This is a genomic window from Amycolatopsis sp. NPDC001319 (assembly GCF_042896185.1).
In the GTDB taxonomy this organism is placed as follows: Bacteria; Actinomycetota; Actinomycetes; order Mycobacteriales; family Pseudonocardiaceae; genus Amycolatopsis.
Map to the genome: position 1 here is coordinate 255735 of NZ_JBIAWY010000010.1, position 25488 is coordinate 281222.

The 25488-nt window shown below is 72.1% G+C and carries 27 protein-coding genes and 1 pseudogene; 13 read left to right on the top strand and 15 right to left on the bottom strand.

What is annotated here, in order from left to right:
• Positions 1-19 precede the first annotated feature (19 nt).
• From ACFY1H_RS34480 to groL, 4 genes are read left to right on the top strand one after another with little or no spacing between them, the layout of a single operon-like run.
• Positions 20-1057, top strand: a complete 1038-nt coding sequence (locus tag ACFY1H_RS34480) for an amidohydrolase family protein (protein ID WP_386953466.1) — start codon at positions 20-22, stop codon at positions 1055-1057.
• The gene (locus ACFY1H_RS34485; protein ID WP_386953469.1) at positions 1054-1803 is read left to right on the top strand and encodes an iron-sulfur cluster assembly protein; all 750 of its coding nucleotides are present in this window, start codon (positions 1054-1056) and stop codon (positions 1801-1803) included. The genes ACFY1H_RS34480 and ACFY1H_RS34485 overlap by 4 nt, the downstream gene beginning before the upstream one ends.
• Complete coding sequence (locus tag ACFY1H_RS34490) at positions 1800-2825, top strand: NAD(P)-dependent alcohol dehydrogenase (protein WP_366578095.1); 1026 nt, start codon at positions 1800-1802, stop codon at positions 2823-2825. Before ACFY1H_RS34485 ends, ACFY1H_RS34490 begins: the two co-directional genes overlap by 4 nt.
• A gap of 32 nt (positions 2826-2857) precedes the next feature.
• Entirely contained in the window at positions 2858-4549 is a 1692-nt protein-coding gene (groL, locus tag ACFY1H_RS34495; protein ID WP_386953472.1) for a chaperonin GroEL, read from the top strand.
• Positions 4550-4599: 50 nt separating this feature from the next.
• Here the strand turns inward: groL and ACFY1H_RS34500 are convergent, their stop codons facing one another.
• Positions 4600-5031, bottom strand: a complete 432-nt coding sequence (locus ACFY1H_RS34500; protein WP_386953475.1) for a DoxX family protein — start codon at positions 5029-5031, stop codon at positions 4600-4602.
• Between the two features lie 149 nt (positions 5032-5180).
• Complete coding sequence (locus tag ACFY1H_RS34505) at positions 5181-5756, bottom strand: TetR/AcrR family transcriptional regulator (RefSeq protein WP_386953478.1); 576 nt, start codon at positions 5754-5756, stop codon at positions 5181-5183.
• Between the two features lie 67 nt (positions 5757-5823).
• Between ACFY1H_RS34505 and ACFY1H_RS34510 the strand changes: the two genes are divergently transcribed.
• Entirely contained in the window at positions 5824-6723 is a 900-nt protein-coding gene (locus ACFY1H_RS34510) for an SDR family NAD(P)-dependent oxidoreductase (RefSeq protein ID WP_386953480.1), read from the top strand.
• Positions 6724-6805: 82 nt separating this feature from the next.
• Entirely contained in the window at positions 6806-7135 is a 330-nt protein-coding gene (locus tag ACFY1H_RS34515; protein WP_386953483.1) for a hypothetical protein, read from the top strand.
• 47 nt (positions 7136-7182) lie between these two features.
• Here the strand turns inward: ACFY1H_RS34515 and ACFY1H_RS34520 are convergent.
• A pseudogene (locus tag ACFY1H_RS34520) lies at positions 7183-8207 on the bottom strand (NADPH:quinone reductase).
• Positions 8208-8386: 179 nt separating this feature from the next.
• Between ACFY1H_RS34520 and ACFY1H_RS34525 the strand changes: the two are divergent.
• The 3 genes from ACFY1H_RS34525 to ACFY1H_RS34535 all read left to right on the top strand — a co-directional run bounded on the left by ACFY1H_RS34525 (position 8387) and on the right by ACFY1H_RS34535 (position 10218).
• Positions 8387-8575, top strand: a complete 189-nt coding sequence (locus ACFY1H_RS34525; RefSeq protein ID WP_386953486.1) for a hypothetical protein — start codon at positions 8387-8389, stop codon at positions 8573-8575.
• A 165-nt stretch (positions 8576-8740) separates the two neighbouring features.
• Positions 8741-9787, top strand: coding sequence for a histidine kinase (locus ACFY1H_RS34530; protein ID WP_386953489.1), 1047 nt, complete (start codon positions 8741-8743; stop codon positions 9785-9787).
• Between the two features lie 62 nt (positions 9788-9849).
• A complete protein-coding gene (locus tag ACFY1H_RS34535; protein WP_386953492.1) occupies positions 9850-10218 on the top strand; it encodes a response regulator in 369 nt (122 codons plus the stop codon).
• Positions 10219-10236: 18 nt separating this feature from the next.
• Here ACFY1H_RS34535 and ACFY1H_RS34540 read toward each other — a convergent pair whose 3' ends face one another.
• On the bottom strand, positions 10237-10485 hold the full coding sequence (locus ACFY1H_RS34540; protein WP_386953494.1) for a hypothetical protein: 249 nt from the start codon (positions 10483-10485) through the stop codon (positions 10237-10239).
• Positions 10486-10513: 28 nt separating this feature from the next.
• The gene (locus ACFY1H_RS34545; protein ID WP_386953785.1) at positions 10514-11161 is read right to left on the bottom strand and encodes a response regulator; all 648 of its coding nucleotides are present in this window, start codon (positions 11159-11161) and stop codon (positions 10514-10516) included.
• Between the two features lie 210 nt (positions 11162-11371).
• On the opposite strand from ACFY1H_RS34545, the gene ACFY1H_RS34550 reads away from it, so the two are divergent.
• Genes ACFY1H_RS34550 through ACFY1H_RS34565 form a run of 4 tightly spaced genes read left to right on the top strand, consistent with a single transcriptional unit; the run spans position 11372 to position 16094 of the window.
• On the top strand, positions 11372-12649 hold the full coding sequence (locus tag ACFY1H_RS34550; RefSeq protein ID WP_366578115.1) for an MFS transporter: 1278 nt from the start codon (positions 11372-11374) through the stop codon (positions 12647-12649).
• Between the two features lie 14 nt (positions 12650-12663).
• The gene (locus ACFY1H_RS34555; protein WP_366578117.1) at positions 12664-13812 is read left to right on the top strand and encodes an acyl-CoA dehydrogenase family protein; all 1149 of its coding nucleotides are present in this window, start codon (positions 12664-12666) and stop codon (positions 13810-13812) included.
• On the top strand, positions 13813-15318 hold the full coding sequence (locus tag ACFY1H_RS34560; protein WP_366578118.1) for an AMP-binding protein: 1506 nt from the start codon (positions 13813-13815) through the stop codon (positions 15316-15318). It begins immediately after the preceding gene.
• Positions 15315-16094 (top strand): enoyl-CoA hydratase/isomerase family protein, encoded by a 780-nt coding sequence (locus ACFY1H_RS34565; RefSeq protein WP_366578120.1) that lies wholly within the window; start codon positions 15315-15317, stop codon positions 16092-16094. The genes ACFY1H_RS34560 and ACFY1H_RS34565 overlap by 4 nt, the downstream gene beginning before the upstream one ends.
• Positions 16095-16329: 235 nt before the next feature.
• Here the strand turns inward: ACFY1H_RS34565 and ACFY1H_RS34570 are convergent, their stop codons facing one another.
• From ACFY1H_RS34570 to ACFY1H_RS34615, 10 genes are all read right to left on the bottom strand, one after another.
• Positions 16330-17550 (bottom strand): TetR family transcriptional regulator, encoded by a 1221-nt coding sequence (locus tag ACFY1H_RS34570; RefSeq protein ID WP_366578122.1) that lies wholly within the window; start codon positions 17548-17550, stop codon positions 16330-16332.
• Between the two features lie 89 nt (positions 17551-17639).
• Entirely contained in the window at positions 17640-18530 is an 891-nt protein-coding gene (locus ACFY1H_RS34575) for a hypothetical protein (protein ID WP_386953499.1), read from the bottom strand.
• Positions 18531-18535: 5 nt separating this feature from the next.
• Entirely contained in the window at positions 18536-19201 is a 666-nt protein-coding gene (locus ACFY1H_RS34580; RefSeq protein WP_386953502.1) for a hypothetical protein, read from the bottom strand.
• 107 nt (positions 19202-19308) lie between these two features.
• Positions 19309-20136: an LLM class flavin-dependent oxidoreductase gene (locus tag ACFY1H_RS34585; protein ID WP_386953504.1), complete on the bottom strand. Its 828-nt coding sequence runs from the start codon at positions 20134-20136 to the stop codon at positions 19309-19311.
• Positions 20137-20246: 110 nt separating this feature from the next.
• Positions 20247-21080: a peptidoglycan-binding protein gene (locus ACFY1H_RS34590; protein WP_386953507.1), complete on the bottom strand. Its 834-nt coding sequence runs from the start codon at positions 21078-21080 to the stop codon at positions 20247-20249.
• Positions 21081-21168: 88 nt separating this feature from the next.
• Positions 21169-21636 (bottom strand): hypothetical protein, encoded by a 468-nt coding sequence (locus tag ACFY1H_RS34595; RefSeq protein ID WP_366578131.1) that lies wholly within the window; start codon positions 21634-21636, stop codon positions 21169-21171.
• 31 nt (positions 21637-21667) lie between these two features.
• Entirely contained in the window at positions 21668-22855 is a 1188-nt protein-coding gene (locus ACFY1H_RS34600; RefSeq protein WP_386953510.1) for a DUF6745 domain-containing protein, read from the bottom strand.
• Between the two features lie 123 nt (positions 22856-22978).
• The gene (locus ACFY1H_RS34605) at positions 22979-23617 is read right to left on the bottom strand and encodes an HD domain-containing protein (RefSeq protein ID WP_366578135.1); all 639 of its coding nucleotides are present in this window, start codon (positions 23615-23617) and stop codon (positions 22979-22981) included.
• Positions 23618-23723: 106 nt separating this feature from the next.
• Positions 23724-24170 (bottom strand): MarR family winged helix-turn-helix transcriptional regulator, encoded by a 447-nt coding sequence (locus ACFY1H_RS34610; protein WP_386953514.1) that lies wholly within the window; start codon positions 24168-24170, stop codon positions 23724-23726.
• A 14-nt stretch (positions 24171-24184) separates the two neighbouring features.
• Positions 24185-25408 (bottom strand): carboxypeptidase-like regulatory domain-containing protein, encoded by a 1224-nt coding sequence (locus ACFY1H_RS34615; RefSeq protein ID WP_386953517.1) that lies wholly within the window; start codon positions 25406-25408, stop codon positions 24185-24187.
• Between the last annotated feature and the right edge of the window lie 80 nt (positions 25409-25488).

Here is a 25488-nt window from a genome sequence, read left to right on the forward strand (position 1 = left end):
TCAGTCCGGGAGGAGCACCGTGTACGAAAAGGACGGCGAAAAGTACTTCGTGGTCGACGGGCACACCCACTTCTGGGATGCCAGTCCCGCCAACTGGGTTCCGGGTCAGGAGGAGTACGCCAAGGGCTGGATCGAGTGCTTCCACGCGTACCAGAGCCTCGGCCCGAAAGAGACCCACTGGCCGATCGAGAAGTTCCAGAAGTACGACGAAGAAACGATGATGTACGACCTGTTCGACGCCGGCCACGTCGACATCGCCATCTTCCAGCCCACGAGCCTGCGGCAGTGGTACCGCGAAGGGTTCAACACCACTGAGGCCAACGGGGCGCTGGCGGAGAAGTACCCGGGCCGGTTCGTGGTCAACACGAACTGGGACCCCCGGGACGGCGACCCGGGTCTGAAAGGCCTGGAAGAGCGCGTGAAGCGCTGGGGCTGCAAGGGTGCGAAGCTCTACACCGCCGAGTGGTACGGCGACTCGCGCGGCTGGAGCCTGCGGGACCCGGAGGCCTCGCGCTACCTGGAGAAGTGCCAGGAGCTCGGCGTGAAGAACATCCACGTCCACAAGGGACCGACGATCTGGCCCCTGGACAAGGACGCGTTCGACGTGAAGGACGTGGACTACGCCGCCACGAACTTCCCGGAGCTCAACTTCATCGTCGAGCACGTGGGGCTGCCGCGGATCGAGGACTTCTGCTTCATGGCCACGCAGGAGCCCAACGTCTACGCCGGCCTGTCGGTGGTCATCGGCGGGCTCATGCACGCGCGGCCGCGGTTCTTCGCGAAGGTGATGGGAGAGCTGCTGTTCTGGGTCGGTGAGGACAAGATGCTCTTCGGCGCCGACTACGCCATCTGGGAGCCGAAGTGGCAGGTGGAGGGCTTCGTCGACTGGCAGATGCCCGACGGTGAGGAGTTCTCCGACTACGGGAAGCTCACGGTCGAGACCAAGAAGAAGATCCTCGGTCTCAACGCGGCCCGCCTGTACGGGCTCGACGTGCCCGAAGGTCTCGGGCTCAAGGATCCCGAGACCGTCGAGGCGGTCGGGGTTCCGTCGCCGTGACGGCAGCCGGAACCGCCGGCGCGCGCACCGACCAGACCGCCGCGATCACCGCGGCGGTCTGGTCGGCGCTGGGGACCGTGCGCGATCCCGAGCTGGACCGGCCGCTGACCGACCTGGGTTTCGTGGCGAGCTCCACAGTGGACCCGGGTGGGGAGGCGGTCGTCGAGCTGTGCCTGCCGACGTATTTCTGCGCGCCGAACTTCGCGTTCCTGATGGTGGCCGACTCCTACGACGCCGTGTCGGCGGTGCCGGGCGTCAGCCGGGCCGTGGTGCGCCTGAAGGACCACTTCGCCGCCGACGTGATCAACAAGGGGGTGGCGGCGCGGGCCGGTTTCGTCGGCTCCTTCGGCGACGAGGCGGCCGACGAGCTCGACGGCCTGCGCGCCGACTTCCTGCGCAAGGCCGTGCTTGCCGGCACCGACCGCGTGTGCCGGTCGATGGTGTCCGGCGGCGTGGCCCGCGAACGCCTGGCCGACCTGACGCTCGCCGACGCGCCGCCGACGCCGGACCGCGAGCGGCTGCGGGAGCGCCGCCGTGAGCTGGGCCTGCCCGGCGGCGACGCCGACCCGCTGGTGCTCGACCCGGGCACCGGGCGGGCGGTGACGGCCGACGAGCTGCACCGGCACCTCGGCCTCGCGCGGCTCACGCGCGTGAGCCAGGACGCCAACTCGGGGGTGTGCCGCGGGATGCTGCGCGCCCGTTACCCGGAGGCCACCGACAACCCCGATACGGAGGAGACGCCATGAAGGCGGTCCGGTTGCACGCTTACCACCAGCAGCCCGTGATCGAAGACGTGCCGGAGCCGAAGGTCTCCGGTCCGCTCGACGTGGTGGTGAAGATCGGCGGGGCCGGCGTGTGCCGCACGGACCTGCACATCATCGAGGAGCAGTGGGCCGCGAAGTCGGGCGTCGCGCTGCCTTACACGATCGGGCACGAGAACGCGGGCTGGGTGCACGAGATCGGCTCCGCGGTCACCAACGTGGCCGTCGGCGACACCGTGATCCTGCACCCGACGCCGACCTGCGGGCTGTGCCACGCCTGCCGCGCCGGCAACGACATGCACTGCGAGAACAACGCCTTCCCCGGCATCGACACCGACGGCGGGATGGCCGAGTACCTGCTCACCTCCGCCCGCGCGTGCATCAAGCTCGACGCGGACACCCGGCCCGAGGACGTCGCGGCCCTGGCCGACGCCGGCATCACCGCCTACCACGCCGTGCGCAAGGCGGTGCCGCTGCTGCCCCCGGGCACGGTGTGCGTCGTCAACGGCGCCGGCGGGCTCGGGCACATCGGCATCCAGTCGCTGCGGGCGCTGACCGCGACGACCGTGGTGGTCGTGGACCGCAACGTCGACGCCCTGAAGCTGGCCGCCGACCTCGGGGCCGACCACACCGTGGTCGCCGACGGCAGCCACGTCGACGCGGTCCTGGACCTCACCGGCGGCCACGGCGCCGAGGTCGTGCTCGACTTCGTCGCCGAGCAGGGCGCGCAGCAGGACGCGTTCGCCATGACGCGCCGGGCCGGCTCGCACTTCGTGATCGGCTACGGCGGCAACATCGACATCCCGACCATCGACATCATCTCCACGGAACGCAACATCGTGGGCAACCTGGTGGGCACCTACAACGACCTCGTGGAGCTGATGGTGCTCGCGCAGGCGGGCAAGGTCACCTTGCACACCAGGCAGTACCCGCTCGACGCGGCACTCGACGCGCTGGCCGATCTCGACGCCGGCCGCGTGCGGGGCCGCGCCATTCTCGTCCCCTAGCCGATCCAGCCCCATCACACAGGAGGAGTAGCATGGCCAAGGAACTTCGCTTCGGCTCGGAAGCCCGCGACCTGCTGGTGGCGGGTGTGGACAAACTCGCGGAGGCCGTGAAGTCGACGCTGGGCCCCAAGGGGCGCAACGTGATCATCGAGAAGATCACCGGTTCGCCCGTGGTCACCAACGACGGCGTGACGATCGCGCGTGAAGTCCACCTGCGCAACCAGTTCGAGAACATGGGCGCACAGCTGGTGAAGGAAGCGGCGATCAAGACCAACGACGTGGTGGGCGACGGCACCACGACCGCGACCGTGATCGCCCAGGCGATCGTGGGCGAGGGCATGCGGGCGATCGCCCACGGCGGCAACCCCGTGCTCGTCAAGCGGGGCATCGACGCGGCGGTGGGCCGGCTCGTCGAGCACCTGGAGACGATGGCGCATCCGGTGAAGTCCGAAGAGGACTACGCGCGGGTCGCGGCGATCTCCGCCAACGACGACGGGGCCGTCGGCTCGGTGATCGCCAAGGCGCTGCACACGGTGGGGGAGAGCGGCGTCGTCACGATCGAGGAGTCGCCGCGCATCGGCATGTCGGTGGAGTTCGTGGAGGGCTTCGAGTTCGACAACGGCTACCTCTCGCCGTACCTCGTCACGGATCCCGGGCGCCTGGAAGCGGTGCTCGACGACCCGTACATCCTCATGTGCAGCGAGAAGATCAGCAACGTGCAGCAGCTGATGCCGGTGCTGGACAAGGTGATGCGCAACCCGCGCCCGCTCGTGCTGATCGCGGAGAACGTGGAGGGCACGGCGCTGTCGATGCTCGTGCACAACCACGTGAACCGCACGTTCCAGGCCGTCGCGATCCGGGCGCCGGGCTTCGGCGACCGCCGGCTGCACAAGCTGGAGGACCTCGCGGCCGTGGTCGGCGGGGCCGTGCTGTCGAAGCACTCGGGCTTCACGCTGGAGACGATGAAGCTGGAGCACCTCGGCCGCGCGAAGCAGGTGCGGGTGACGGAGAACGCGACCCAGATCGTCGGGGGCGCGGGGTCGGCCGACGACATCGAGTTCCGCGTGAACCAGCTGCGGGCCGAGCGCGAGCGCGCGCAGTTCGGCATCGACGACGACGTGCTGACCGAGCGGATCGGCGCGCTGACGGGCAAGGTCGCGGTGATCCGCGTCGGCGCCGCGACGCCGGCCGAGCTCAAGGAGCTGCAGCACCGCGTGGAGGACGCGCTCTCGGCCACCCGGGCCGCGATCGCGGAGGGCGTGGTCGCCGGCGGCGGCGCGACCCTGCTGCACGCCGAAAAGGTACTGGAGGGTCTCGACCTCGAAGGCGACTACGCCATCGGCGCCGACATCGTGCGGCGCGCGCTGAGCGCGCCGGCGCTGCTGATCGCCAGCAACGCCGGGTACGCGGCCGAGGAGATCGTGGCGCAGACCCGGAAACTCGGCGACGACGAAGGGTTCGACGCGTTGGTCGGGCGCTTCGGCGACCTCGTCGAGCTCGGCATCATCGACCCGCTGCGGGTGTGCCGGTCGGCGTTGCAGAACGGCGCGTCGGTCGCCGGCCTGCTGCTGACGACGAACTCGCTGATCGCCGAGGAGCAGACGCCGTGGGGCGGCAGCGCGGCGCTGATGACCGAGTTCGGGCCGCTCGACGAGGGCCTGCACCAGCCTTCACCCGACGCGAGCACTCCGCAGTCGCTCGGGATGGGGCCGTCGGTCGGCTGATCCGTTCTCGGTCCGGGCTGCCGATCCGGGCGACTCGACCCCCGCGCACCTCACCCCCGTACGGGTGCGCGGGGGTCTTCCCGTTGAGCGGCACGGAAAGCCGCGAGTGCCCCGGTGAGCGCGAACCGGCCCGGCCCGGTGAAGGCCAGCACCAGCAACGTCCAGCAGAACAGGGCGGCCTGCTCACCGCCGTTCTGGATCGGCAGCACGTCATTCGGCGCGTGGACGGTGAAGTAGGCGAAGGCCATCGACCCCGAGCCGATCAGCGCGGCCGCGCGGGTGCCGATGCCGAGGCACACCAGCGTGCCCGCCACGAGCTGGATGAGCGCCGCCCACCAGCCGGGCCACGAGCCGACCTGCGCGGGGGCGTGGGCGCCGAGGAGGCCGAAGAGGGTTTTCACGCCGTGGCAGGTGAAGAGGAACCCCACGACGATGCGGAAGAGTCCGATCGCGTGGTCGCGGATCGCGTCCAGCCGGTGCATGGTACCTCCACAAAGGACGGTGCCGGGGCGCGGCCGGGCCGACACCCCGGTCGGCTGCCGTAATGGTCCAGACCTATCGGTACCAGGTATACCGGCAGTGCCGTCCGGCGCGGTACCTGCGAAAGTGTGGCCTCGCGCGTCCGGGGTGCTCAGGCGCGCCGCGGCGGCCAGCCGGACTCGAGGAGATCGAACACGGCGTTGAGCGCGGCGAGGGGGTCGGGCTCGGTGCCCGTGAGGTCGGGGATCTCCAGCACGAAGCGGGCCAGGGCCCTGGCGGCCGTTTCGGTGTTAGGCAGGTCGCTCGCTTCGGCGATCGCTTCCGCCAACGCGTCTTCGCTCGCGATCCAGAGCTTGCGCGCGTACCCGCGCAGGGCCGGCGTGGAGACGATCAGGGCGCGCTTGCGTTCGTACTCCGGCGGCAGTTCGGCCGCGAACGGCCCGCGGCCGGCGAAGAACCGGCGCAGGGCGGCGAGAACGGGTTCGCCGGCTTCCCGCTCGCGCACGGCGGCGACGAGACCTTCGCGGCGTTCGGTGCCGTCGTCGAAGATCAGGGCTTCCTTGCCGTCGGGCACGTGGGCGAACAGCGTGGCGACGGAGACGTCGGCCTCCTCGGCGATCCGCGCGACGGTGACGTGGTCGTAGCCGTGTGCCAGGAACAGGCGCAGGGCGGCTTCGTCGAGCGCCTGCCGGGTGCGGGCCTTCTTGCGTTCGCGTCGTCCGGGCATGAATCTCACGATAGTCGAAACTGTAGTTACTCTGAAATCAGAGTGACTACAGAAACGAGGGCTCGTCATGCCGACCCAGTCCACGATCGCGCTGGTGACCGGCGGCAACGCCGGCATCGGCTACTTCGTCGCCGAGCAGCTCGCCACGGCCGGGGCCGCCGTGGTGCTCGGCAGCCGCGACCCGGTGAAAGCCGCCTCCGCGACCGCGGCGATCCAGGCGCGGGTGCCCGGCGCCCGGGTCACGTCCGTGCGCCTCGACCTCGCCGACCTCGCCTCGCTGAAATCCTCGGCCGACGCCCTCGACGTGCCTCGGCTCGACGTGGCCGTCCTCAACGCGGGGGTGCTCCTCGACGGTCCCGAGCGGCGCGAAACCCCGGCCGGCCACGAGCTGACGTTCGGCACCAACCACCTCGGCCACTTCGCCCTCACGGCCCTGCTGTGGCCGCGGTTGTCGGCCGGTCGCGTGGTGACCACGGGCAGCTTCACGGCCCGCTCCGCGCGTCTCGACCTCGACGACCTGCAGAGCACTCAGGCCTACGCCCCCAAGCGGGCCTACGAGCGCGCCAAACTCGCGCAGATGCTGTTCGGTTTCGATTTGGCCCACCGTCTCGAGAAGGCGGGCAGCGGGGCCCTCAGCGTCGTGGTCCACCCGGGCGGCGCGCTGGACGCACTGACTCCGTCGCGGCCGCCGGTCCACTCGCGCACCACTGCCCAGCTGCTCCGTACGCTTCCCGCCGGCCTGCTGCTGCAAGGAAAACACGCAGGCGCGTGGTCCGCCGTGCACGCGGCGCTCGACCCGTCCGTCCGCAATGGACAGCTGTGGGGCCCGCGGTCGTTCGGGCTGCGCGGAAAACCGCGCCTCGAAACGCCGAAGGGCCCGCTCGCCGACCCCGCGACGGGCCGCCGGCTGTGGGACTCGAGCGCGGAACTCGCGGGCGTGGACCCGGACTTCGTGACCGCGCCCTGATGGGAGGTCGATGAGGGGAATTGGGCCTTTCGGATGGTGCTGCCCGATGTGCGCCGGTGAAGCGCGGGGTTCGGTTACGGTCGTGCCCGACGTGATCGGCGGCGGGAGGCCGGCCGACGGGTGGTCTGTCTTTCCTGGGGAGGAAATCCGCACCGCGACGGGCAAGGTCTCCACGTCGGACGCGCCGGACTACACGCAGGCGGTCTTCGAGGCGTACGCGGGCAGCACGAAGGTGGGTGCGGCGCAGACGCGGACGGTGCGCCGGTACGCGGTCTACAAGGAATTTTCGTTCGTGGCCGAGGATCGCGACCTGGTCGGGGGCATCGACCGGATCAAGGTCACGCCGTGCGTGTACGTCCTGTCCGGAAAGCACTGTGGCACGCCCTACCAGGCGTGGTGGCCCCAGGCCTGATCACCCGGGAAACGCCGGTCACCGGGGTCCGGTGACCGGCGCGGGGTTCAGCCTGCGGGTGTCACGTCGATGAGGATCTTGCCCGTCGCGCCGTTTTCCGAGGCTTCGTGGGCTTTCGCGGTGTCGGCCAGGGCGAAGCGGTGCACCGGCAGGCCGCGCTCCTCGCCCAGGCGCAGCGCGCCGTCGACGAGGGCCGCGGTGACGTCCTCCGCGCCGGCGCGCAGCTTGTCCAGGCCGACGGTGTAGAGGACCAGGAACTGGTAGCGCGAGTTCAGCCACAGGTTGCGGCCGAACTCGAGGGTGATCTTGCCGGTGCCGCGGTCGTCGCCGTAGGCCGCGACGGTGCCGCGGGTGCGCAGGACGTCGGCGTGCAGCCCGGTGTTCGTGCCGGCGGCGACCTCGACGACGAGGTCCACGCCGTCGGGGGCGATCGCCCGGATCTCGGCCGCCAGGTCGCCGGAGGTGTAGAGCAGCGCGTGGTCCGCGCCGGCCGCCCGGGCGAGGGTGGCTTTGGCCTCGGTGCTGACGGTGGTGAGCACGGTCGCGCCGGCCCAGCGGGCGAGCTGGATGGTGGCGTTGCCGACGGCGCCCGCCCCGCCCGTGACCAGGACGGTGCGGCCCGCGAGCGCGCCCGGGGCGAGCCGCGTCGGCCCGTCCTCGGCGACGGTCAGGGCGCGGTGCGCGGTGAGCGCGGGAATCGCGAAGCCGGCGCCCTCGTCGAAGCCGACGCCGTCGGGCAGGCGTACGAGCCGCTCGGCGGGCAGCACGGTGTACTCCTGGCCGTTCCGGACGCGGGGGAGTGGGCGGCGGCCAGCAGCACCCACACGCGGTCTCCGGCCGCGAACTCCGTGACGCCCGGCCCGACGGCGTCGACCACGCCGGCACCGTCCTGGTTGGGCACCGCCGGGCCCGCGAGCTCCCCGGGCCCGCGGCGCGACTTCCAGTCCGTGGGGTTCACCGCCGACACGACGATCCGCACGCGAACCTCGCCGGCGCCCGGCTCCGGGACGTCCCGTTCCGACAGCGACAACACTTCCGGCCCGCCGTGGCGGGTGAACGTGACAGCCTTCATGTCTCGTGCAATCCCGTACCCCCGCGGCCCTATTCCTTGCCCGCCGGAATTTCCTCCCGCCGGGCGTGGGGTTTACCCCACACCGGCGGCTGAGCGGCCGTGGTGGCTGCTCGATGGCTCCGCGGCGCCCCTCACGCGAGGCTTGAACACACGAGCAGCGCCGACGAAAGGAGCGAACGATGGCCACCCACCGCACGCCGGATTCGCACCTCGAACGAGCGGCTCAGACGCAGTCCGTCGCCACGGCGAACCCGCCGTTGCGCACCGCGGCGCCCGGCTTCACCATGCTCGACCCGGTCCAGGACACGCACGCGACGAAAGCCGCTGCTGCGCAAGCGATCGCGGTCCTGCGGGAGGCCCTGCACTGACAGGGCGTGCCGCCGCGCCCCTCCCGCACAGCGGCGGCACCCGCGGGCCGGCCATCCCCCCCGTCATGGCCGGCCCGCGGCTCGCGGCGCCCGGCCCGGCGACGGTGACCACACCGGCGCGGGCGTGGGTACGGTGAAGGCCTCCGACCCGGTCGGGAGGGCGCCGTGGAATCTCCCCGTGAAACGCTCGAGCTGATCCTGCACACGGTTCCGCAGCCGGTCTGGGTGATCGACCACGGCGGGGCGATCGTCTACGCGAACCCGGCGGCCGTCGGCGCGCTCGGTTACGGCGACCTCGCCGAGCTGCGCGGGCGCCAGAGCCACGAGACGGTGCACCACCACTATCCGGACGGCTCGCCCTTCCCCGCGTCGGAGTGCCCGATGCTGCGGTCGCGCCAGGCCGGGGAGACCGTGCACAGCGACGAGGACTGGTTCTTCCGGCGAGACGGCTCGATGTTCCCGATCGAGTGGTGGTCGGCCCCGCTGGACCTGCCCGGCGGCCGTGGCGCGGTGCTCGCCTTCGAGGAGACCACGCGGCGCCGTGCGGCGGAGCAGGCCGTGCGCGAGCGGGACGCCGCGCGGATCCGCGCGGCCGAGTCGCGCGCCACGGGCCGGCGCATCGTCGAGAGCGCGACGGCCGCCCGCCGGCAGCTGGCCCGCGACCTGCACGACGGTGCGCAGCAACGGCTCGTCGCGCTGCTCATCGACCTGCAGCTCGCCCGTGAGGAGTTCGCCGCCGCGCCGGAGCGGGTGCCCGGGCTGCTCGACGAGGCCGTCGAGCAGACGCGCGCGGCCATCACCGAGCTGCGGGACCTCGCCGCCGGGATCCACCCGGCCATCCTGTCCGCGCGCGGGCTCCGGTTCGCCGTCGAGGCGCTCGCCTCGCGCGCGGCGCTGCCGGTGACGGTGACCGGGTCGGTCGAGGTCGAGCTCGCCGAAGGGGTCGAGGCGTGCGCCTACTTCGTCGCCGCCGAGGCGCTCACGAACGCGGTCAAGCACTCGCACGCGTCGCAGGTCACGGTGACCGTGGCGGCGACCGGGCCCCTGCTCACGGTCGAGGTGCGCGACGACGGCGTCGGCGGGGCCGTCGCCGGCGGATCCGGTTCCGGCCTCGCCGGCCTGGCCGATCGCGTCGACGCCCTCGACGGCCGGCTCACCCTGTCCTCCCCGCCCGGCGGCGGAACCGTGCTGCGCGCGGAGTTCCCCCTCTGAACGCGCGAACTGTGGGGACATCCCCATGGCGGGGCCGGGTGCGGGACGGGGACCCTTGAGCTATGCCGCCCACCGCCCTGATCGTCGACGACGACACCGGCTTCCGGCGCGCGGCGCGGCGCCTGCTCGCCGCCCGGGGCTTCGCCGTCGTCGCCGAGGCGGCCGACGCGGGGCAAGCCCTGGCAGCCGCACGGGCCCACCACCCCGACTGCGTGCTCCTCGACCTCCACCTCCCCGACACCGACGGCCTCTCGGCCGCCCGCGCCCTCACCGCCGCCCCCGGCCCGGCGCCCCGGATCCTCGTCACCTCGACCGAGCCGCCCGGCTACACCCCCGCCGACCTCGCCGCAGTCGGCATCATCGCCTTCGTCGCCAAGGACCACCTCGCGACGGCCGACCTGCCGGCGCTGTTCGGCTTCACGGCCGCCTGACCCCTCGGCGCGGGGACGTCAGCCTCGGTCGTCGAAGGGCTCGTCGCTCCAGCGAAACCACGCTTTCCCGTCCTCGACGTGGAGGAGGAACTCGGCCACCGGCCCACGCGGCGACAGCAGGCTCAGCGATCCCGTGATGCGCTCGTGGATCCGTTCCCAGGCCTCCACGTGATCGTCCAGACCGGACTCGACCAGCTCCAGTTCTTCGTCGAACAGCGGCTTGACTCCGGCGAAGGCGGGCCGCGTCGCCGAAATTTTCCTCGGCACGATCTCCGGAACGCACGACCCCGGGACGTCAGCTCCGCAGGTACCGCAGCACCGCCAGCACCCGCCGGTGGCGACTGCTCGCCGACTGGTGCAGGCCGAGTTTGCTGAAGATCCCCGTCACGTGGCGTTCCACGGCCGGGACGGTGACCACGAGCTTCTCCGCGATGCCGACGTTGGAGTGGCCCTCGGCCATGAGGGCGAGGACGTCGCGCTCGCGGGGGGTGAGGTCGTCGAGCGGGCTGCCGACACGTTTGCGCCCGACGAGGCGGGCGATGACGTCCGGGTCGAGGGCCGTGTCGCCGGCGGCGACGCGGCGGACGGCGTCGATGAGGACAGCCGGGTCGGCGACCTTTTCCTTGAGCAGGTAGCCGACGCCTTCCGCGCGGTCGCCGACGAGCTCGAAGGCGTAGCGGTCCTCCAGGAACTGCGACAGGACGATCACCCCGACGTCGGGGTCGGAGGAGCGGATCTCCAGCGCCGCGCGCAGGCCGTCGTCGGTGAGGTCCGGGGGCATGCGGATGTCGGTGATCAGCACGTCGGGCCGGTGCGCGCGGACCTGGCGCAGCACGGCGGGCGCGTCGGAGGCAACGTCGGCGACCTCGAAGCCGGCGCGTTCGAGGACGCGCACGATCCCCTCCCGGACCAGGGCCTGGTCCTCGCCGACGACCACCCGGATCCGTTCCGACACCGGCCTCACGCTACCGGGGCCGGTCCGCCCGGGCGCGCCCGGAAAACCCGTCCGGCGGGCGCGGGTGCGGTGCGTACCGGGGCGGTGACCGGCTGCTGCGCCGCCGGACCGTGACCGCGAACCCCCTTGAACTCTGGCTAACGACGAGTTACCGTCCGCCTAACCAGTATTCACCTCCCGCAAAGAAGCAGGTGGCCCATGTCCGAAGTGGCGACCAACGCCCCGGCCGGCGTGGCCGGGTCCGCCTACACCCGAAGAGAGCGCGGTCTGATCATCGCGGCCGCGGTCAGCGGCTGGGGGATGGAGTACTTCGATCTCGTGATCCTGTCGCTCGTGGCCGGCGACGTCGGGAAGACGTTCGGCGTCTCCACGGCCGCGGTGGGCGCGGTCTTCACCGCGCAGCTCGCGGCCACGGCGATCGGCGGCATCCTGTTCGGCCCGCTGGCCGACCGGTTCGGCCGCCGCCGCGTGCTCACGTGGACGATCTGGATTTTCGCGATCGGCACGGGGCTCGGCGCGCTCGCGCCGAACTTCGGGTTGTTCGTGGTGTGCCGGATGCTCGCCGGGGTCGGCATCGGCGGCGAGTGGGCCATCGGGTTCGCGCTGCTGAACGAGGCGTGGTCGCCCAAGCGCCGCGGGCTCGCCGGCGGCATGGTGCAGGCCGCGATCTGGCCCGCTTACGCGATCGGCATCTTCGTCGCCGGCGCGGTTCCGAACTGGCGCTGGGCCTTCGCCATCGGCGCGCTGCCCGCGCTGGCCGCGGTGGCGATCCGGCTCGCCTGCCCGGAGTCGAAGCAGTGGCTGGAACTGCAGCGCGCCAAGGCGGAGGGCCGGACGGCCGGCACGGCGCAAACCCGAGAGCCCGCCGGACTCGCCTTGCTGTTCAAGAAGAACGCGCTGAAGATGGTCGTGCTCGGCACCGTCGTGGTGTTCGGCGCGCAGTACTCCTACTACGTCTACTCGTCCTGGATGCCGACCTTCCTCAAGACCGGCCTGCACCTGGGCGCGGGACCGACGCAGACGGTGCTCTACGTCAGCGCCGCCATCTCGCTCGTCTCCTACGTCGCGGCGGGCGCGCTCGGCGACCGGTGGGGCCGGCGCAAGGCGCTGCTCGCCTTCGCCTCGGTGCAGCTGGTCGCGTTCATCGCCTTCGCCGTGCTGATCGCCACCGGCGCCGCGACCGGGTCGGTGATCGCGATGTACTTCGTGATCTCGTTCGGGCTCGGCTACTTCGCCGTGTTCGGCACGTGGTTCGGCGAGCTGTTCGCGACGCCGATCCGGGCCACGGGCTCGAGCTTCTGCTACTCGGTGGGCCGCGGCATCGCGAGCTTCGGGCCCGGGATCGTCGGCCTGCTCGCCGCCCGCTACGGCCTCGGCGGCGGCATCTCGACCGGCCTGTTCGCCGTGGCACTGATGATGATCACCGCGCTGTTCCTGGCCGACCGCTCCGGCCGGGCCATCACCGCGGCGGAATGAGGAAGGGGAACGCCTTGCAGCACCTCTGGAGGGACCACGTCGACGAGCGCCTCGCGCTCGAGGCCCGCGAGTTCACGCGCGAGCACGTGGCCCCGGTCGCGGACGCCCTCGACCGCGACGACCGCTACCCGCTCGACCTCGTGCGGCTCACCGCCGAACGCGGCTGGAACTCGATGACGCTCGACCCGCGCTACGGCGGCGAGGGCCGCCCGATGACGGAACTGCTCGCCGTGCTGGAGGAACTCTCGGTCGCCAGTGCGATCCTGGGCATCTCGCTCATCACGATCTTCCAGAGCCAGCGCTGCATCGAGCTCTACGGCGAGGAGTCGCTCAAGGAGCGCTACCTGCCGCGCTACGCGGGCGGCCTGCCCGCGTCGTTCGCGCTGACCGAGGACGGGCACGGCAGCGACATCCGCACGCTCGACACCAAGGCCCACCGCACCGACAAGGGCTGGGTCCTCAACGGCGAGAAGGCCTTCATCACCTCCGGCGCGGCCGCGGAGCTGTTCGTGGTGCTCGCCGAGACCGACGTCGGCGTCTCGACGTTCGCGGTCACCAAGGACACCCCGGGCGTGTCCAGCTACCAGGGCCACGAGGCCGAGACGTTCGGGCTGCGCAACGGCCCGCACGTCAACCTGGTGCTGGAGGACGTCGAGGTGCCCGCCGACCACCTCATCGGCACCGAGGGCCGCGGCCTCAAGCAGGTGATGGTCACCCTCGCCAACTCGCGCACGCTCGCCGCCGGCATCAGTCTCGGCATCGCGCGCGCGGCGTTCGAGGGCGCGCTGAAGTACGTGGACACGCGCTCGGCGTTCGGCACGAAGGTCCTGGATTTCCAAGGGATCCAGTGGTACTTCGCCGAGCTGGCCGCGCAGATCGACGCGACGCGGCTGCTCACCTACGAGGCCGCGCGCGACCTCGACGCCGGCCGCGACATCGCGCGCTCGTCGTCGTCGGCGAAACTGCTGGCGGCTTCGCTCGCCACGAAGGTCGCCTCCACGGCGGTGCAGGTGTGCGGCGCGCACGGCACGCGCGAGACCCAGCCGTTCGGCCGGTACCTGCGCGACGCCAAGGCGTACGAGGTGGCCGGGGGATCGGCCGAGGTGCTCAAGAACACCGTCGCGAAGAGCCTGGTCAAGGCCGTCAGGGTGGAGGATCGGTAGATGTTCGCGGCAACACTGAAGCAGCGGTGCGAGACCAGCGGCGACGCGCCGTTCCTGCTGCAGGACGACAAGGTGATCAGCTGGGCCGGGCTGCTCGACGTGGTCACCCGCACCGCGACGCTGCTGCAGAGCAACGGCGTCCGGGCCGGTGACCGCGTGCTGCTCGCCTGCGGCAACACGCCGACGTTCCCCTACCTGTGGTTCGCGCTGCGCTGGCTCGGCGCCACGTGCGTGCCGCTGCACAACCAGGCGACCGGCGCGCACATCCGCCAGGTCGTGGCCGACGCGGGCATCGAGTTCGCCGTCGGCGACACCGCGAGCATCGCGCGCCTGGTCGCCGACGCCGGCTTCGACCCCGGGCACACGCTCGGCTTCGCCACGGCCGGCGAGCTGGAGCACGCCGTGGCCGGCCTCGCGCCGCACCCGATGCACGAGGCCGGGATCGACGCCGAGAGCAGCCTGCTCTACACCTCGGGCACCACCGGCCCGCCCAAGGGGGCGGTGCTGTCCGACGGCGCGTTCCTCGCCGGCGGCCGGGAGCTGGCCGACGCGATCGGGATCCGCGCCGACGACCGGATCATGGTGGCGCTGCCGCTGTTCCACACCAACCCGCAGGTGTACGCGGTGATGACCGCCATCGCCACGGGCTGTTCCCTGGCGCTGCTGGAGAAGTTCGAACCGGCGAAGTTCCTGGAGCAGGCGATCCGGTACGAGGCCACGGGGTTCACCTACGTCGGCACGATGCTGGCGATGCTCGTGCGCAAGCTGCCCGAGCACATCCCGCCGCACAAGCTGCGCTTCTGCACCGGCGGCGGCGCGCCCGTCGGGCTGTGGACGACGATCGAGGACCACGTGGGCGTCGAGGTCCACGAGCTCTACGGCATGACCGAGACCGGCGGCTGGGTCACGGCCAACCGGTCCGGGCAGCGTCGCCGCGGCACCTGCGGTACCGTCCGGCCCGACATGGACCTGGCGATCCTCGACGCGAACGACGTGCCCGTGGCACCCGGCGAGCCCGGGCAGATCTGCGTGCGCCCGCGTGAGGCCTTCGTGCTCTTCGACGGCTACCACGGCAAGGCCGAGCTGACGCTGCAGAAGTTCCGCAACCTGTGGTTCCACACCGGGGACCTGGGCGCGCTCGACGACGAGGGTTACCTCGTCTTCCACGGCCGGGCCGACGACATGATCCGCCGCGCCGGCGAGAACGTGCGCCCGGCCGACGTCGAGGCGGCGATCGCCGAGCACCCGGCGGTGGACGAGGTGGCCGTGGTCGGCGTGCCCGACGACGTCGTGGGCCAGGAGGTCCGTGCCGTCGTGGTGCCGCGCGGCGAGTTCGACCCGCTCGGGCTGCCCGCGTTCCTCGACGGCAAGCTGCCGAAGTTCGCCTGGCCGCGCTACATCTCGGTGCGCCCCGCACTGCCCAAGACGGCGACGCAGAAGGTCCGCTCGGCCCTGCTGCGCACGCACGAAACCGACGACGTCGACCTCCGCGGAGCCCGCTCATGACCGAACCCGAACCCGTGCTGTTCGAGGTGACCGACGGCGTCGCCGTGCTCACCCTCAACGCGCCGCGCAAACGCAACGCCATCGACGGCGAGCTGGCCGGCGCGCTGATCGAGGCGTGCGAACGCATCGACGCCGACCTCGCGATCGGCTCGGCCGTGATCCAGGGCGCCGGCGGGTACTTCTGCTCGGGCGGCGACCGCGACGAGCTGGCGGCGATCTCGGCCGCCCCCGCGTCGGACGAGGGAATCCGCGCCACGCAACGGATCTACGACGCGTTCCTGCGTTTCGGTGCGCTGAAGGTGCCGACGGTCGCCGCCGTGCGCGGCGGGGCGGTGGGCGCCGGGATGAACCTCGCGCTGGCCGCCGACGTGCGCGTCGTCGCCGAGGACGCCGTGCTCGCGTCCGGCTTCACGCGCCTGGGCGTGCACCCCGGCGGCGGGCACTACACGTTGCTGACGCGGGTCGTCACGCCGGAGGCCGCGACGGTGCTCGGCGTGCTGGGCGAGTCGGTGAACGGCCGCCGCGCCGTGGAGCTCGGGCTCGCCTACGAAGCGCAGCCCGACGAGGAGGTCGAGGCCCGGGCCTTCGCGCTCGCGGCTCGCGGCGGCGGCGACCCGGCCCTCACGCGGGCGGCGATCCGCAGCCTGCGGGCGGAGGTCGGCCCGCCGGCGTTGAGCTGGCAGGCGGCCGTGCCCCTGGAACAGAGCGCGCAGCTGTGGTCGTTCGCCCGCAAGGGCTCCGACCGCTGGAAGGGCACCGAGCGCGCAAGCGACTGAGCCGCGCGCGCGACACCTGTGGCCGCGCAACCGGACGGGTGCGGCCACCGGAGAAAGCCGAAGGGCGACCGGCTGAGAACACCGAGGGCGGGGAAGGACCTGACCGAGGGGGAAGGTCCACCCCCGCCCTCGGTGTCCGTCCACTGTGTCTGTATGGAACAGGGTCGGTACAAATCGCTGTCTGTACAGATCACGGTCTGTACAGATCACTGCGTCCGTACAAACCGGGGACGCGTCAGACCGCCACGCTCGTCAGCGCCGCCAGCGCGAGCCCGACCGTCCACTCGGGACGCTCCGGCACCGCCGCGAACCGCCTCGACCGGGCCACGGCGTCGATCAGCTCCATCACCGCGAGGCTCGCGGTCTCCGCCACCGCTTCCTCGACGCCGGGGTTCACCGCGAGCACCGCGCCCACCCAGTAGTCCAGGTAGCGCTTGCGGTCGCGGCGCACGGCCTCGCCGAGGTCCTCGGGCACGTGGTGCTCCTCGGTCATCCACACCGCGATCAGGTCGCTCTTCGCGATCGCCGTGCGGACGTGTGTGGTCACCAGCCGCTCCAGCACCTCGTGCGGGGTCCCGTCCGAGGCCATCGCCAGCGCGCCGCCCCAGCACAGCTCGTCGGCGATCTCCTCGACCACGGCGGTGAGCACGGCCGCCTTGCTGGGGAAGTGGCTGTAGATCGACGGGCCGGCGATGCCCACGCCCGCGGCGATGTCGTCGATGCCCACGGCGTGGTAGCCGCGTTCGCGGAACAGCTTCGCCGCCTCGTCGAGGATCGCGCGGCTGCGCGTGTTCTCCGCCACGGCCGGTGATTCCCGGTCCACCACGCGGATTTCCGGCAGGGTCTTCGGCGGTTCCGGCGCGAGCAACGTGGCCAGCAGCACGGTTTCCAGCGTCGCCGCGTGGGCCGACAGCCGGCGCCGCGGCAACGCGGGCACGCTGTTGAGCAGGCCCAGCGCGGCGCGGATCCGGAACTCCGCCTGGCTCGTGGTCAGTTCCGGGCGCGCGTCCACCAGCACGCGCAGCCAGAGGCCGACGCCTTCGACACGCACCGCCACCAGCTCTTCGCGGACCTCGCTCGTGAGGTAGTGGGCCTCCTGGTGCCACAGGCGCACCACGTCGGGTCGCTCCAGCACGACGCCGACAACGGAGGTCGCGAGCCGCCGCAGCACCTCGTCGGTGTCGCCGCCCTGCGCCAGCGCGAGCACCTCGCGGTTGCGCCAGGTGAGCACCATCTCGCGGATGGGCTCGGCGAGCAGCGCGCGCTTGTCGGGGAAGTGCTTGTACACCGCACCGGCCGTGATGCCGACCTGCTCGGCGATGTCCGCCACGGACACCCCGCCGTAGCCGCGTTCGCGGAACAGCCGGGCCGCGGCCGCAAGCAGCTCGGCGCGGCGGTTGGGACGCGCGGACGGCGAGGACTGCCGCTTCGTCCCGCGAACTTCCGCCCGGCTCACTCGTTCTCCTCATCGCGTCAGCACCGTTCCCACCAGGTTAGCGGGCGCGCGCCGCGAAGGCTTCCACAACCGGGATTCGGGAAGCGCTGCTAGGGCTGCTGGTTCTGGAACTGGAACTGCACGCGCACCTGCCCGTCGAGCGGGACGACGAACGTGGTGTCGCTGGCCGACCACGTACGCGGCACGAGGAACATGCGGTCGTTGCCGTGCACGAGCAGCCGCAGGTTGCGGTAGCGGTAGCGGAAGGTCTGTCCCGGTGCCGACGGCAGCGTGGTCTCCTCGATGCCCGGGCTGCGCAGGAACAGCCGCTCCTTCGTGTCCACGATCACGCTCGGCAGCTGGTCCAGCGACCGCGCTTGCGCCATCGCGAGCCCGCGCCCCGACCACTGCGCGACCGTGGCCGTGGTCCAGAACAAGCTCACCGCCACGACCACCAGCACCAGGGCCAGCGACACGCGCCGCACGGGCGAGACCGGCGGCGGGGCGCTGCCGGCCAGGCGGCGCAGGACCCGGAAGCCGTACACCACCAGCACGCCGCCCGCGGCGATGAGCAGGGGAGTGACCAGGGCGTAGAAGGTCCAGTCGCGCACGAACGCATACAGCAGCAGCAACACCACCCCTGCGGCCAGGACCGTCAGCCCCGCCGCGGTGAGCGTGCGCACCGTGGACCGGAGCCGGCTGGTGTCCTCGGCCGCCGCGATCCGCTTCTGCACGACCGAATGCAGGGCCAGCGCGCCGACGCTGGCGAAGGTGAGCACGAGCAACGGCGTCAGCAGCGGCTGCGGGCTGCGCATCACGTAGTCCTGCGTGGCCAGGCCGATCGTGTCCACGTCGATGCCGAAGTACTCGTACTGCGAACGCGTGGAGACGTAGCCGAAGTAGAACAGCAGCGTGGTGAGCAGGGTCGCCGGGGCGACGACGTTCCCGACCGTCCGCACCCAGTGCTCGAACCGGCCGGTGACGTCCCCCTCCTCGGGCACCTCGCTCAGCCCGACGTGGCCGACGTCGTCGTGGATTCCGTCGTCGTCACGGCGGACTCCTCCGTCGTCGTCGTGGTTTCCGGGGTCTCGAGCGGGTTCGTCAGGTCGATCGTGTTGGTCCGCAGCGTCTTGCCGAACTCCGCACACGCGCTCGGGTCTCCGCCGCAGGCGTAGCTGCCCTTCATGGTCAGCGTGGCGCCGTCGCCGGGCCGGTGCCAGGAGAGCGCGACGGAGCAGGAGTTGTCCTGCGCCGTGAAGGTGTACGACGAACACGCGGGAGGGCCGCCGCAGGCCCCGCCGCCGGTGACGAGGTCCCCGGGACCGGCGGCGACCTCACCCACCGCGATCCGGGCGCCTTCGGGGACGTTGCTGTCGAGCAGGCTCACGCGGATGCAGTCCTGCGCGCCGCTCGCGTCGTTGCCGCCCCCGACCGGCAGGCCGGCCAGCGCCACCGAGCCCTCGCGTTCGGACGAGCGCGGCGGCTCCGGGCCGGTGCCCTCCGTCGACGGGCTCGAGCCGGTGGTCTCGACCGACGACGCCGTCGACGCGACGCCGGTCGAGACCTCCGTTGCCGGACCGGCGCCGGAACCCGGCCCCGAACAAGCCGCGGCGCTCGCGAGCAGGAGCGAACCGGCACCCACCCGCACGGCGAACCGGTGACGTATCGACATGGCACCCACCTCCCACTCAAGTTAGAGCGGGAAGAGTGAGAGGAACACACCACAGCGGCACAACGCGGTCACGAGGTTTTCACCGCCGGCCGGAGTCCGAAGTGGACTCACCGGCCGGTGAGGCGCTCCACGAGCGGGGCGAATTCCTCGACGAACGCGCTGTTCACGGTGAAGTACGACACCCCGAGCTCTTCGCGGCGGCGTTCGAGCTCGGCGGCCATCGTGTCGAGGTCACCGTTGAGCACCGTGAGCGAATCGCGTTCGACGAGGGTTTTCGCGTCGAGGCCGCCGAGGAACCCGCTCATCCACGGCGGCGCCTCGGTGCCCACCACGAAAATGTTGTGCGACAGCTCGATCTCGCCGGCGCGGGCCCCCGCGGCCGCGTGGATCTCCGCCACGTGGCCGGCCATCTCCGCGCGCGTGGTCAGCGCGCCGCCGGCGAGGGTGACGATGTCGGCCTTCGCCGCGGCGAGCCGGCGGGCCTTGGGGCCGCCGGCCGCGATCATCACGGGGGTGTGCGCGGCTCCGTCGAGGCGCCGGACGTGGTCGACGGTCTCCGAAACCTGGTCGAGCCGGTCCTGGCCGGAGCCGTAGGGCAGGCCCAGCTCGTCGGCCGCCTGGCGCATCGTGGGCAGGCCGGTGCCGAGGCCGAGCTCGAAGCGGCCGTCGGTGAGCTGCGTGAGGCTGTGGGCCTCCCACGCGGCCGCGCGCGGCGTGCGCAGGGGGCTGGCCAGCACGAACGAGCCGACCCGCAAGGTCGTGGTGACCGCCGCGGCGATCGCCAGCGCCGCCGTGGGCGAGGGCAGGTTGAGGTTGTCGGGTGAGAGCAGGGTCGAGTAGCCCAGCTCCTCCGCGCGCCGCGCCGTGGCCTGCCACTGCGCGCCGCTGCCCTGGGCCGCCGCGACCACTCCGAACCGGAACGCCTTGTTCGCCATGGAAACACCCCCGTAGTCGATGACGCCGATACAACCACCGTCCGGGGTGCGGGTGCCACCACGGCGGGTGTCCTCGCCGGCTCTCGGGCGAACCGGCGAGGACGTCGCCGTCAGCCGCGCTGGTACTCCTCCCAGGTCTTCTTCGGGTTCACCGCCGGGCCGTCGTCCGGGCCGCGTCCGGCCAGGCCGTTGAGGCCCAGGTAGTAGTCGCCGGTCTGGTGCTGGGCGCCCGAGGACAGGTCCGGGTCGGAGATCGCGACGGCGTGGATGTGGTAACCCCAGTCGGCCTGCTCCGGCGTGCGCAGCCACGCCGCGAACCCGACCTGGCGCAGGGTCTTGACCACGCTCGTGCGGGTCGCGGTGGACAGGCCCGCCACCGAGACGTCGAACGTGCCGCCGCCGTCGTGCGTGCCGGCGGAGGCGTCGACGCCGCCTGGGTTGTACGAGCCCTGCGTGAGGCTCAGCTGCCGCCCGAGCAGGCCTTCGGCGGCCACGAGCATGGCCTTGGTGCGGGTGTTGAGCGTGACGCCGTGGTAGGTCACGTGGCTGCCCGCGGCGATCACGGCGGTGACGGTGTAGCGGTTCGCGCCCAGCTTCTCCAGCGACGTCCGGCCGGGCAGGCCCGAGGCGTCGATCCCGGTGTAGCCCAGCGACTTCTGGTACTGCGAGTACGCCGTGATGGTCGTGGTGCCGAAGTACCCGTCCACGTACTTCGCGTCGAGCAGGCCCATCGCCTGCAGCGCGTGCTCCACCAGCAGCACGCTGTCGTGCGCGCCGGGCGTCTGCGTGCTGTCGGCGCGGCGCGGGTCGATCTGCGCGGCCTTGAGCACGGCCTCCATGCTCGCCGCGGGCAGCGCCTGCGTGGCCGCACCGGCCGAAACCGGTGCGGCCACGCCGAGCGCCGCCGCCGCGAGCGCGGTCAGTGTGACGACCTTCCTGAGCATCCCTGGTCCTCTCGTCCGCGGATGAATCCGGGCAAAGAATCATGGAACGGGATACAAGGGACGTACAACTCGAAGGTCCAGGCCGGGTTCAGTCGGCGATGAGCAGCCTGGTCAAGGCCACCCCGCGCTCCTGCTGGCGCCGCGCGAGCCACCGGCCCGGAGCCACCCCGCTGCCGCCGTGCTCGGGGTGGATGAGGTAGGCGGGCGCGGAGTTCTCGAACACCGCGATGCCCAGGTTCAGCGGGTCGCGGACCGACGAGGTCCACCGGCAGGTGTCCGGATCGGCCACCAGGGTGTGCGGGTTGCGCCCGTCCACGCCGCGCACCAGTTCGACACCGCCGCGCGGCACGTCCTGCCACCACGCGTTGGTGTGCAGCACGACGGTACGGGCGACAAGGGCGTGCGGGATGACGATGAGGTCGCCTTGGGCCTGCAGTCCGTCGAGCACGGGAACGGTGACTTGCCGTTCGAGGTGCTCGAGCACGTCGAGGCCGGAGCGGTCGAGGAGGTCGGCGAGGCTGACGGTCCGGGTGTCCGTTGTGGATGTTTCGGTCATGGTGATCACCTTGGGGTTTCGCAGGGTTGGGTCAGGTCCGGCGAAGCAGGCCGGTGTACTGGGCTCCGGTGAGCCCGTAGGACCAGCCGGCGGCGTCGACGGGATCGTCGAACCACGGCGGCACGGACAATCCGTAGCGGCGGCGGGTGCCGTCGCGTTCCACGGATCCGTTGACCGCGAGGAGAAGCCGGCGCGCGATGATGCCGGGCGCCCGGGGCACGTCGTAGAGCTCCAGTTCGGAGTCCCGGTTGCCCGGATCCGGTGCCCGCGCCACGAACGTGAGACCGGCCCGCTCGATGTAGGCGTCCCAGCCCAGGCGTTCGACGGCGCACCGGCGGACCTCGACGTTGCGTTCGGTGTTGATGGCTTCGGCCGTCACGTCTTCGATCACCCACGCCGGCACCGGGGTGCCGTGCCACGCATACGCGCGCCAGCCGTCGGGGTAGGCGATCGCCGGTCCGTCGGCGGCGTGCGTCCGCACCTCGCCGTACGCGGCGCCGGGCACGGGTTCGGTGCGGACGACGACCGGGCGTTCGGTGAGCACGCACACGTCGTCGCGGGGCCACCACCAGCCGCACGAGCGCACGGTTTCCGCCCACAGGTCCAGCTGCCGTTCGGGTTCGGGTCCGAAGTGGACACCGAGCCGGCGGTGGGCGTCGTAGTGCGCCACCCAGTGGGCCTCGTGCTGGCCGTACCAGCCGATCCCGATCGGCGCGCGCAGTGCGGCCCTGATCGTGCCGGCGACGGAATCGAGGATGCTGCGCCGCACCGACCAGAGGATGCCGGAGTACAGCCACGTGTCCAGGGACCCGCGATCGAGCGCTTCCGGGGGATCTTCGGGCAGGACGGACGGTCGCCACGAGTTGCCGGAGGAGCGGATCCTGCGGTCGAACCGGGCACGCAGGCCCGACAGGGAGTTGGCGAGGCGGCTCTCCAGCCAGGTCGGCGACCCGGCCGACAGCGGCCGGCTCGGTGGTACGAGTTTCACTGCCGCGCCAGGAGAATCCACCCACACGAACGTCGGGGGAGGCTGGTCGACGAGCTCGTAGAGCGCGGTGATCGCCGCTTCCGCGGCCGGCCGGTCGGCGGGCTCGCAGGACAGGGCGTGGCCGAGCCACTCCGCTCGGGCCGCCTCGGCGAGCTGCCGGCGAACCCGTTGCGGGTCAACGATTTCAGGGTGTTCCGGAGCGCGGGCTCCCGGCCCGCGGGGCGCGGTCACCGCGCGAGGGCGAGCACGCCCTTTCCTTCAGACATACCGCGATCATGACAGCAGCCGGGGTTATCGCGCAAGCGTTTTGGCCGCCGCCGTGTCCTCGGGGCGCACGGCAGCGGCCGGCCGGCGTCACTCTTTCCAGTCGGAGTTCTCGATCACGTCGACGAAATCGGTGTGCTTGAAGCCGGGCACGAAGTGCTCCAGCACGTCGGCGTTCACCGTGCCGAACGTCGAGTCGGGACGGTGGGCGAACCCGTCCTTGAACGCCTGCAGGATCCGGCGCTTGAAGTCGGGGCGCGGGTGCGCGGCGGTGACGGCGGCGATGTCCTCGCCGGACACACGGTCCAGGTGCAGGCCGAGCACGTCGGTCTCGACGCCCGCGGTCGTGGCGGCGATCTCGGGCGCCATCCGGTAGGGCACCTCGGGCGTGGTGTGCAGCGCGATCGACGTCCACACCAGGTCGGCGTCGGCGGCCGAACGGCCGTGCGCGAGCAGGAACTCCCGGGCCTGGTCGGCGCCGTCGATCTCGAAGCGCTGCTGCTCGCTGCGCCACGGCGGCACGAGACCGGTGTCGTGGAACAGCGCGGCGACGTAGAGCAGCTCCGGGTCGGGGTCGATGCCGAGGGCCCGCGCCTGCAGGCTGCCGAACAGGAACACGCGGCGCGAGTGGTTGAACAGCAGCTCGGTGGACTTCTCGCGGATCAGCGCCGTCACCTCGGCGACGAGCTCCGTGTCCGGCACGGTGATCCCGGCGATCGTCTCGGTCATCACGACTCCCTGGGTGAGAAACGGTGTGGTCCTCGCAGCTTGCCGCGTGCGAGCCCTCCTCCGCCGTGCCCGGACCGGCCACGAACCCCACCGATAGGGACATCGCTCAGGCGAGCGCGATCCGCCGCAGCACGTCGGTGAACGCCGTGCGCTGCTCCGCGCTCAGCTCACCCAGCAACGTGTCCTCGGTCTCGGCGACGAGCGGCGCGACGCGGCGCAGCACCGTGGCGCCGTCCTCGGTGATCCGCAACAGCTTGCGCCGGCGGTTGCCGGGGTCGACGCGCCGCACGACGTGACCGCGCTCCTCGAGCCGCGCGAGGAGCGGCGTGAGCGTGGCCGTGTCGATGCGCGTCGCCTCGGCCAGCGCCGCCTGGTCGAGATCGGGCGAGGCCCGCAGCACGCGCAGCGCGACGTACTGCGGCGGCGTCACTTCGCGCACGGTGTCCTGCCAGTGCGCGGTGTAGGTGCGCAGGGCTTGGCGCAGCAGGTAGAGCGGAGCGTCGCCGAGCGGGCGCTCGCCGTCCTCGACGTCGTGGTCCGGTCCGATGTCCATGGCCCCAGGCTGCCTCATGCCGCGCGGGCGTACGCGGGCGCCAGGGCCAGATCCACGGTCGCGGCGCCGCTCGCCGGCACCGTCAGGGCCCGCGTCTGCGGCAGGAACCCCTCGGCGACGGCGGTCAGCGTCACGGCGCCGGGTGCCAGGCCGGTCAGGTGGAACCGGCCGCGGCCGTCGGTGTCCGACCGCGCGGTGACGGCGCCCTGCGGATCCGTCACGACGAGGACCGCCGGGGCGCTGACGTGCCCGGAGATCTCCCCGGCCGGCGCCGGCTGCCCGGGCTCGGCGGCGGTGGCGCGGCCGCGTTCCCGCACGTGGATCAGGAAAGCGGCACCCGCGGACCACGCCAGCAGGGTCAGGACCGGCACCAGCAGGTGGGCGCCGTGGAAGTAGTCGAGGTCCGACAGCGCGCGCACCGCGGCACCCGGCGGCAGCGCGGCCGAGGCCCACCGCGCCGGTTCCGGCAGGAGGTTCACGCCGAGCACGCCGCCGCTGGTCGAGTTGCCGACGGTGAGCAGCAGCAGCGTCGACATCGGGATGCCGATCGCGCCGAACCACGTGCCGAGCGCCTTGGTCGCCAGCGCCGTCGCGGCCGAGAGGAGGCCGAGCGTCAGCGCGAGCGGCACGAACGGCGCGGGCAGTGCGCCGAGCACCGGCCCGGCCAGCGCGGCCGCGACGATCCCGGCCAGCGCCGCGAACCCCACGAGCGCCGCCATGCGGTGGCGCAGCCGGACGCGCCGCGCGGCCGCCAGCAGGTTCTGCGCGAGCGCGAACGACGCCAGCGTGACGCCGAAGGCCACGTAGAAGCCCGACATCCCCTTGCTGTCGAACGCCGAGAGCGGCAGCACGTCGGTGACCGCCAGCGGCTGCCCCCGGTGCTGCGCGAACGCGGTCACGAGCTTCTCGGCTGCGGACACCGTCGAGGCGCCGCTCGCGCCGGCGACGTCCAGCCGCAGGTGCCCGGCCTGGTCGGTCAGCGTCGCGACGGCGTCGCCGTGGCGCAGCAGCGCGTCGCCCGCGGCCTGGTCGGCGACGGGCACGACGGCCACGGCCGGCCCGGTCGCCCCGGCGAACTGCGCTTGCAGCGAGGTCCCGGCCACCGCGACGGGCACCTGGTAGGGCCGCGGGCTGCGCTGGAACCCGACGTAGAGACCGATGAACACGAGCACCAGCAGCAGGGAGATGCCCAGTGGCTGCCACCACCAGCGGTGCCGGGTGAGCACGGAAGTCTTCATGCTCGGTTCAACTATTCGTGCACGAATAGTATTCCGGACGGCGGCAGCGGTGACCGCGCGCACAGGTCTTCCCGTAGTGA

Coding starts and splice junctions, on each gene's coding strand:
- groL (WP_386953472.1), top strand. CDS start 2,858: ATGGCCAAGGAACTTCGCTTCGGCTCGGAAGCCCGCGACCTGCTGGTG.
- ACFY1H_RS34505 (WP_386953478.1), bottom strand. CDS start 5,756: ATGCCCGGACGACGCGAACGCAAGAAGGCCCGCACCCGGCAGGCGCTC.
- ACFY1H_RS34560 (WP_366578118.1), top strand. CDS start 13,813: ATGTTCGCGGCAACACTGAAGCAGCGGTGCGAGACCAGCGGCGACGCG.
- ACFY1H_RS34590 (WP_386953507.1), bottom strand. CDS start 21,080: ATGCTCAGGAAGGTCGTCACACTGACCGCGCTCGCGGCGGCGGCGCTC.
- ACFY1H_RS34490 (WP_366578095.1), top strand. CDS start 1,800: ATGAAGGCGGTCCGGTTGCACGCTTACCACCAGCAGCCCGTGATCGAA.
- ACFY1H_RS34610 (WP_386953514.1), bottom strand. CDS start 24,170: ATGGACATCGGACCGGACCACGACGTCGAGGACGGCGAGCGCCCGCTC.
- ACFY1H_RS34580 (WP_386953502.1), bottom strand. CDS start 19,201: ATGTCGATACGTCACCGGTTCGCCGTGCGGGTGGGTGCCGGTTCGCTC.
- ACFY1H_RS34615 (WP_386953517.1), bottom strand. CDS start 25,408: ATGAAGACTTCCGTGCTCACCCGGCACCGCTGGTGGTGGCAGCCACTG.
- ACFY1H_RS34585 (WP_386953504.1), bottom strand. CDS start 20,136: ATGGCGAACAAGGCGTTCCGGTTCGGAGTGGTCGCGGCGGCCCAGGGC.
- ACFY1H_RS34525 (WP_386953486.1), top strand. CDS start 8,387: ATGGCCACCCACCGCACGCCGGATTCGCACCTCGAACGAGCGGCTCAG.
- ACFY1H_RS34605 (WP_366578135.1), bottom strand. CDS start 23,617: ATGACCGAGACGATCGCCGGGATCACCGTGCCGGACACGGAGCTCGTC.
- ACFY1H_RS34565 (WP_366578120.1), top strand. CDS start 15,315: ATGACCGAACCCGAACCCGTGCTGTTCGAGGTGACCGACGGCGTCGCC.
- ACFY1H_RS34535 (WP_386953492.1), top strand. CDS start 9,850: ATGCCGCCCACCGCCCTGATCGTCGACGACGACACCGGCTTCCGGCGC.
- ACFY1H_RS34550 (WP_366578115.1), top strand. CDS start 11,372: ATGTCCGAAGTGGCGACCAACGCCCCGGCCGGCGTGGCCGGGTCCGCC.
- ACFY1H_RS34510 (WP_386953480.1), top strand. CDS start 5,824: ATGCCGACCCAGTCCACGATCGCGCTGGTGACCGGCGGCAACGCCGGC.
- ACFY1H_RS34595 (WP_366578131.1), bottom strand. CDS start 21,636: ATGACCGAAACATCCACAACGGACACCCGGACCGTCAGCCTCGCCGAC.
- ACFY1H_RS34500 (WP_386953475.1), bottom strand. CDS start 5,031: ATGCACCGGCTGGACGCGATCCGCGACCACGCGATCGGACTCTTCCGC.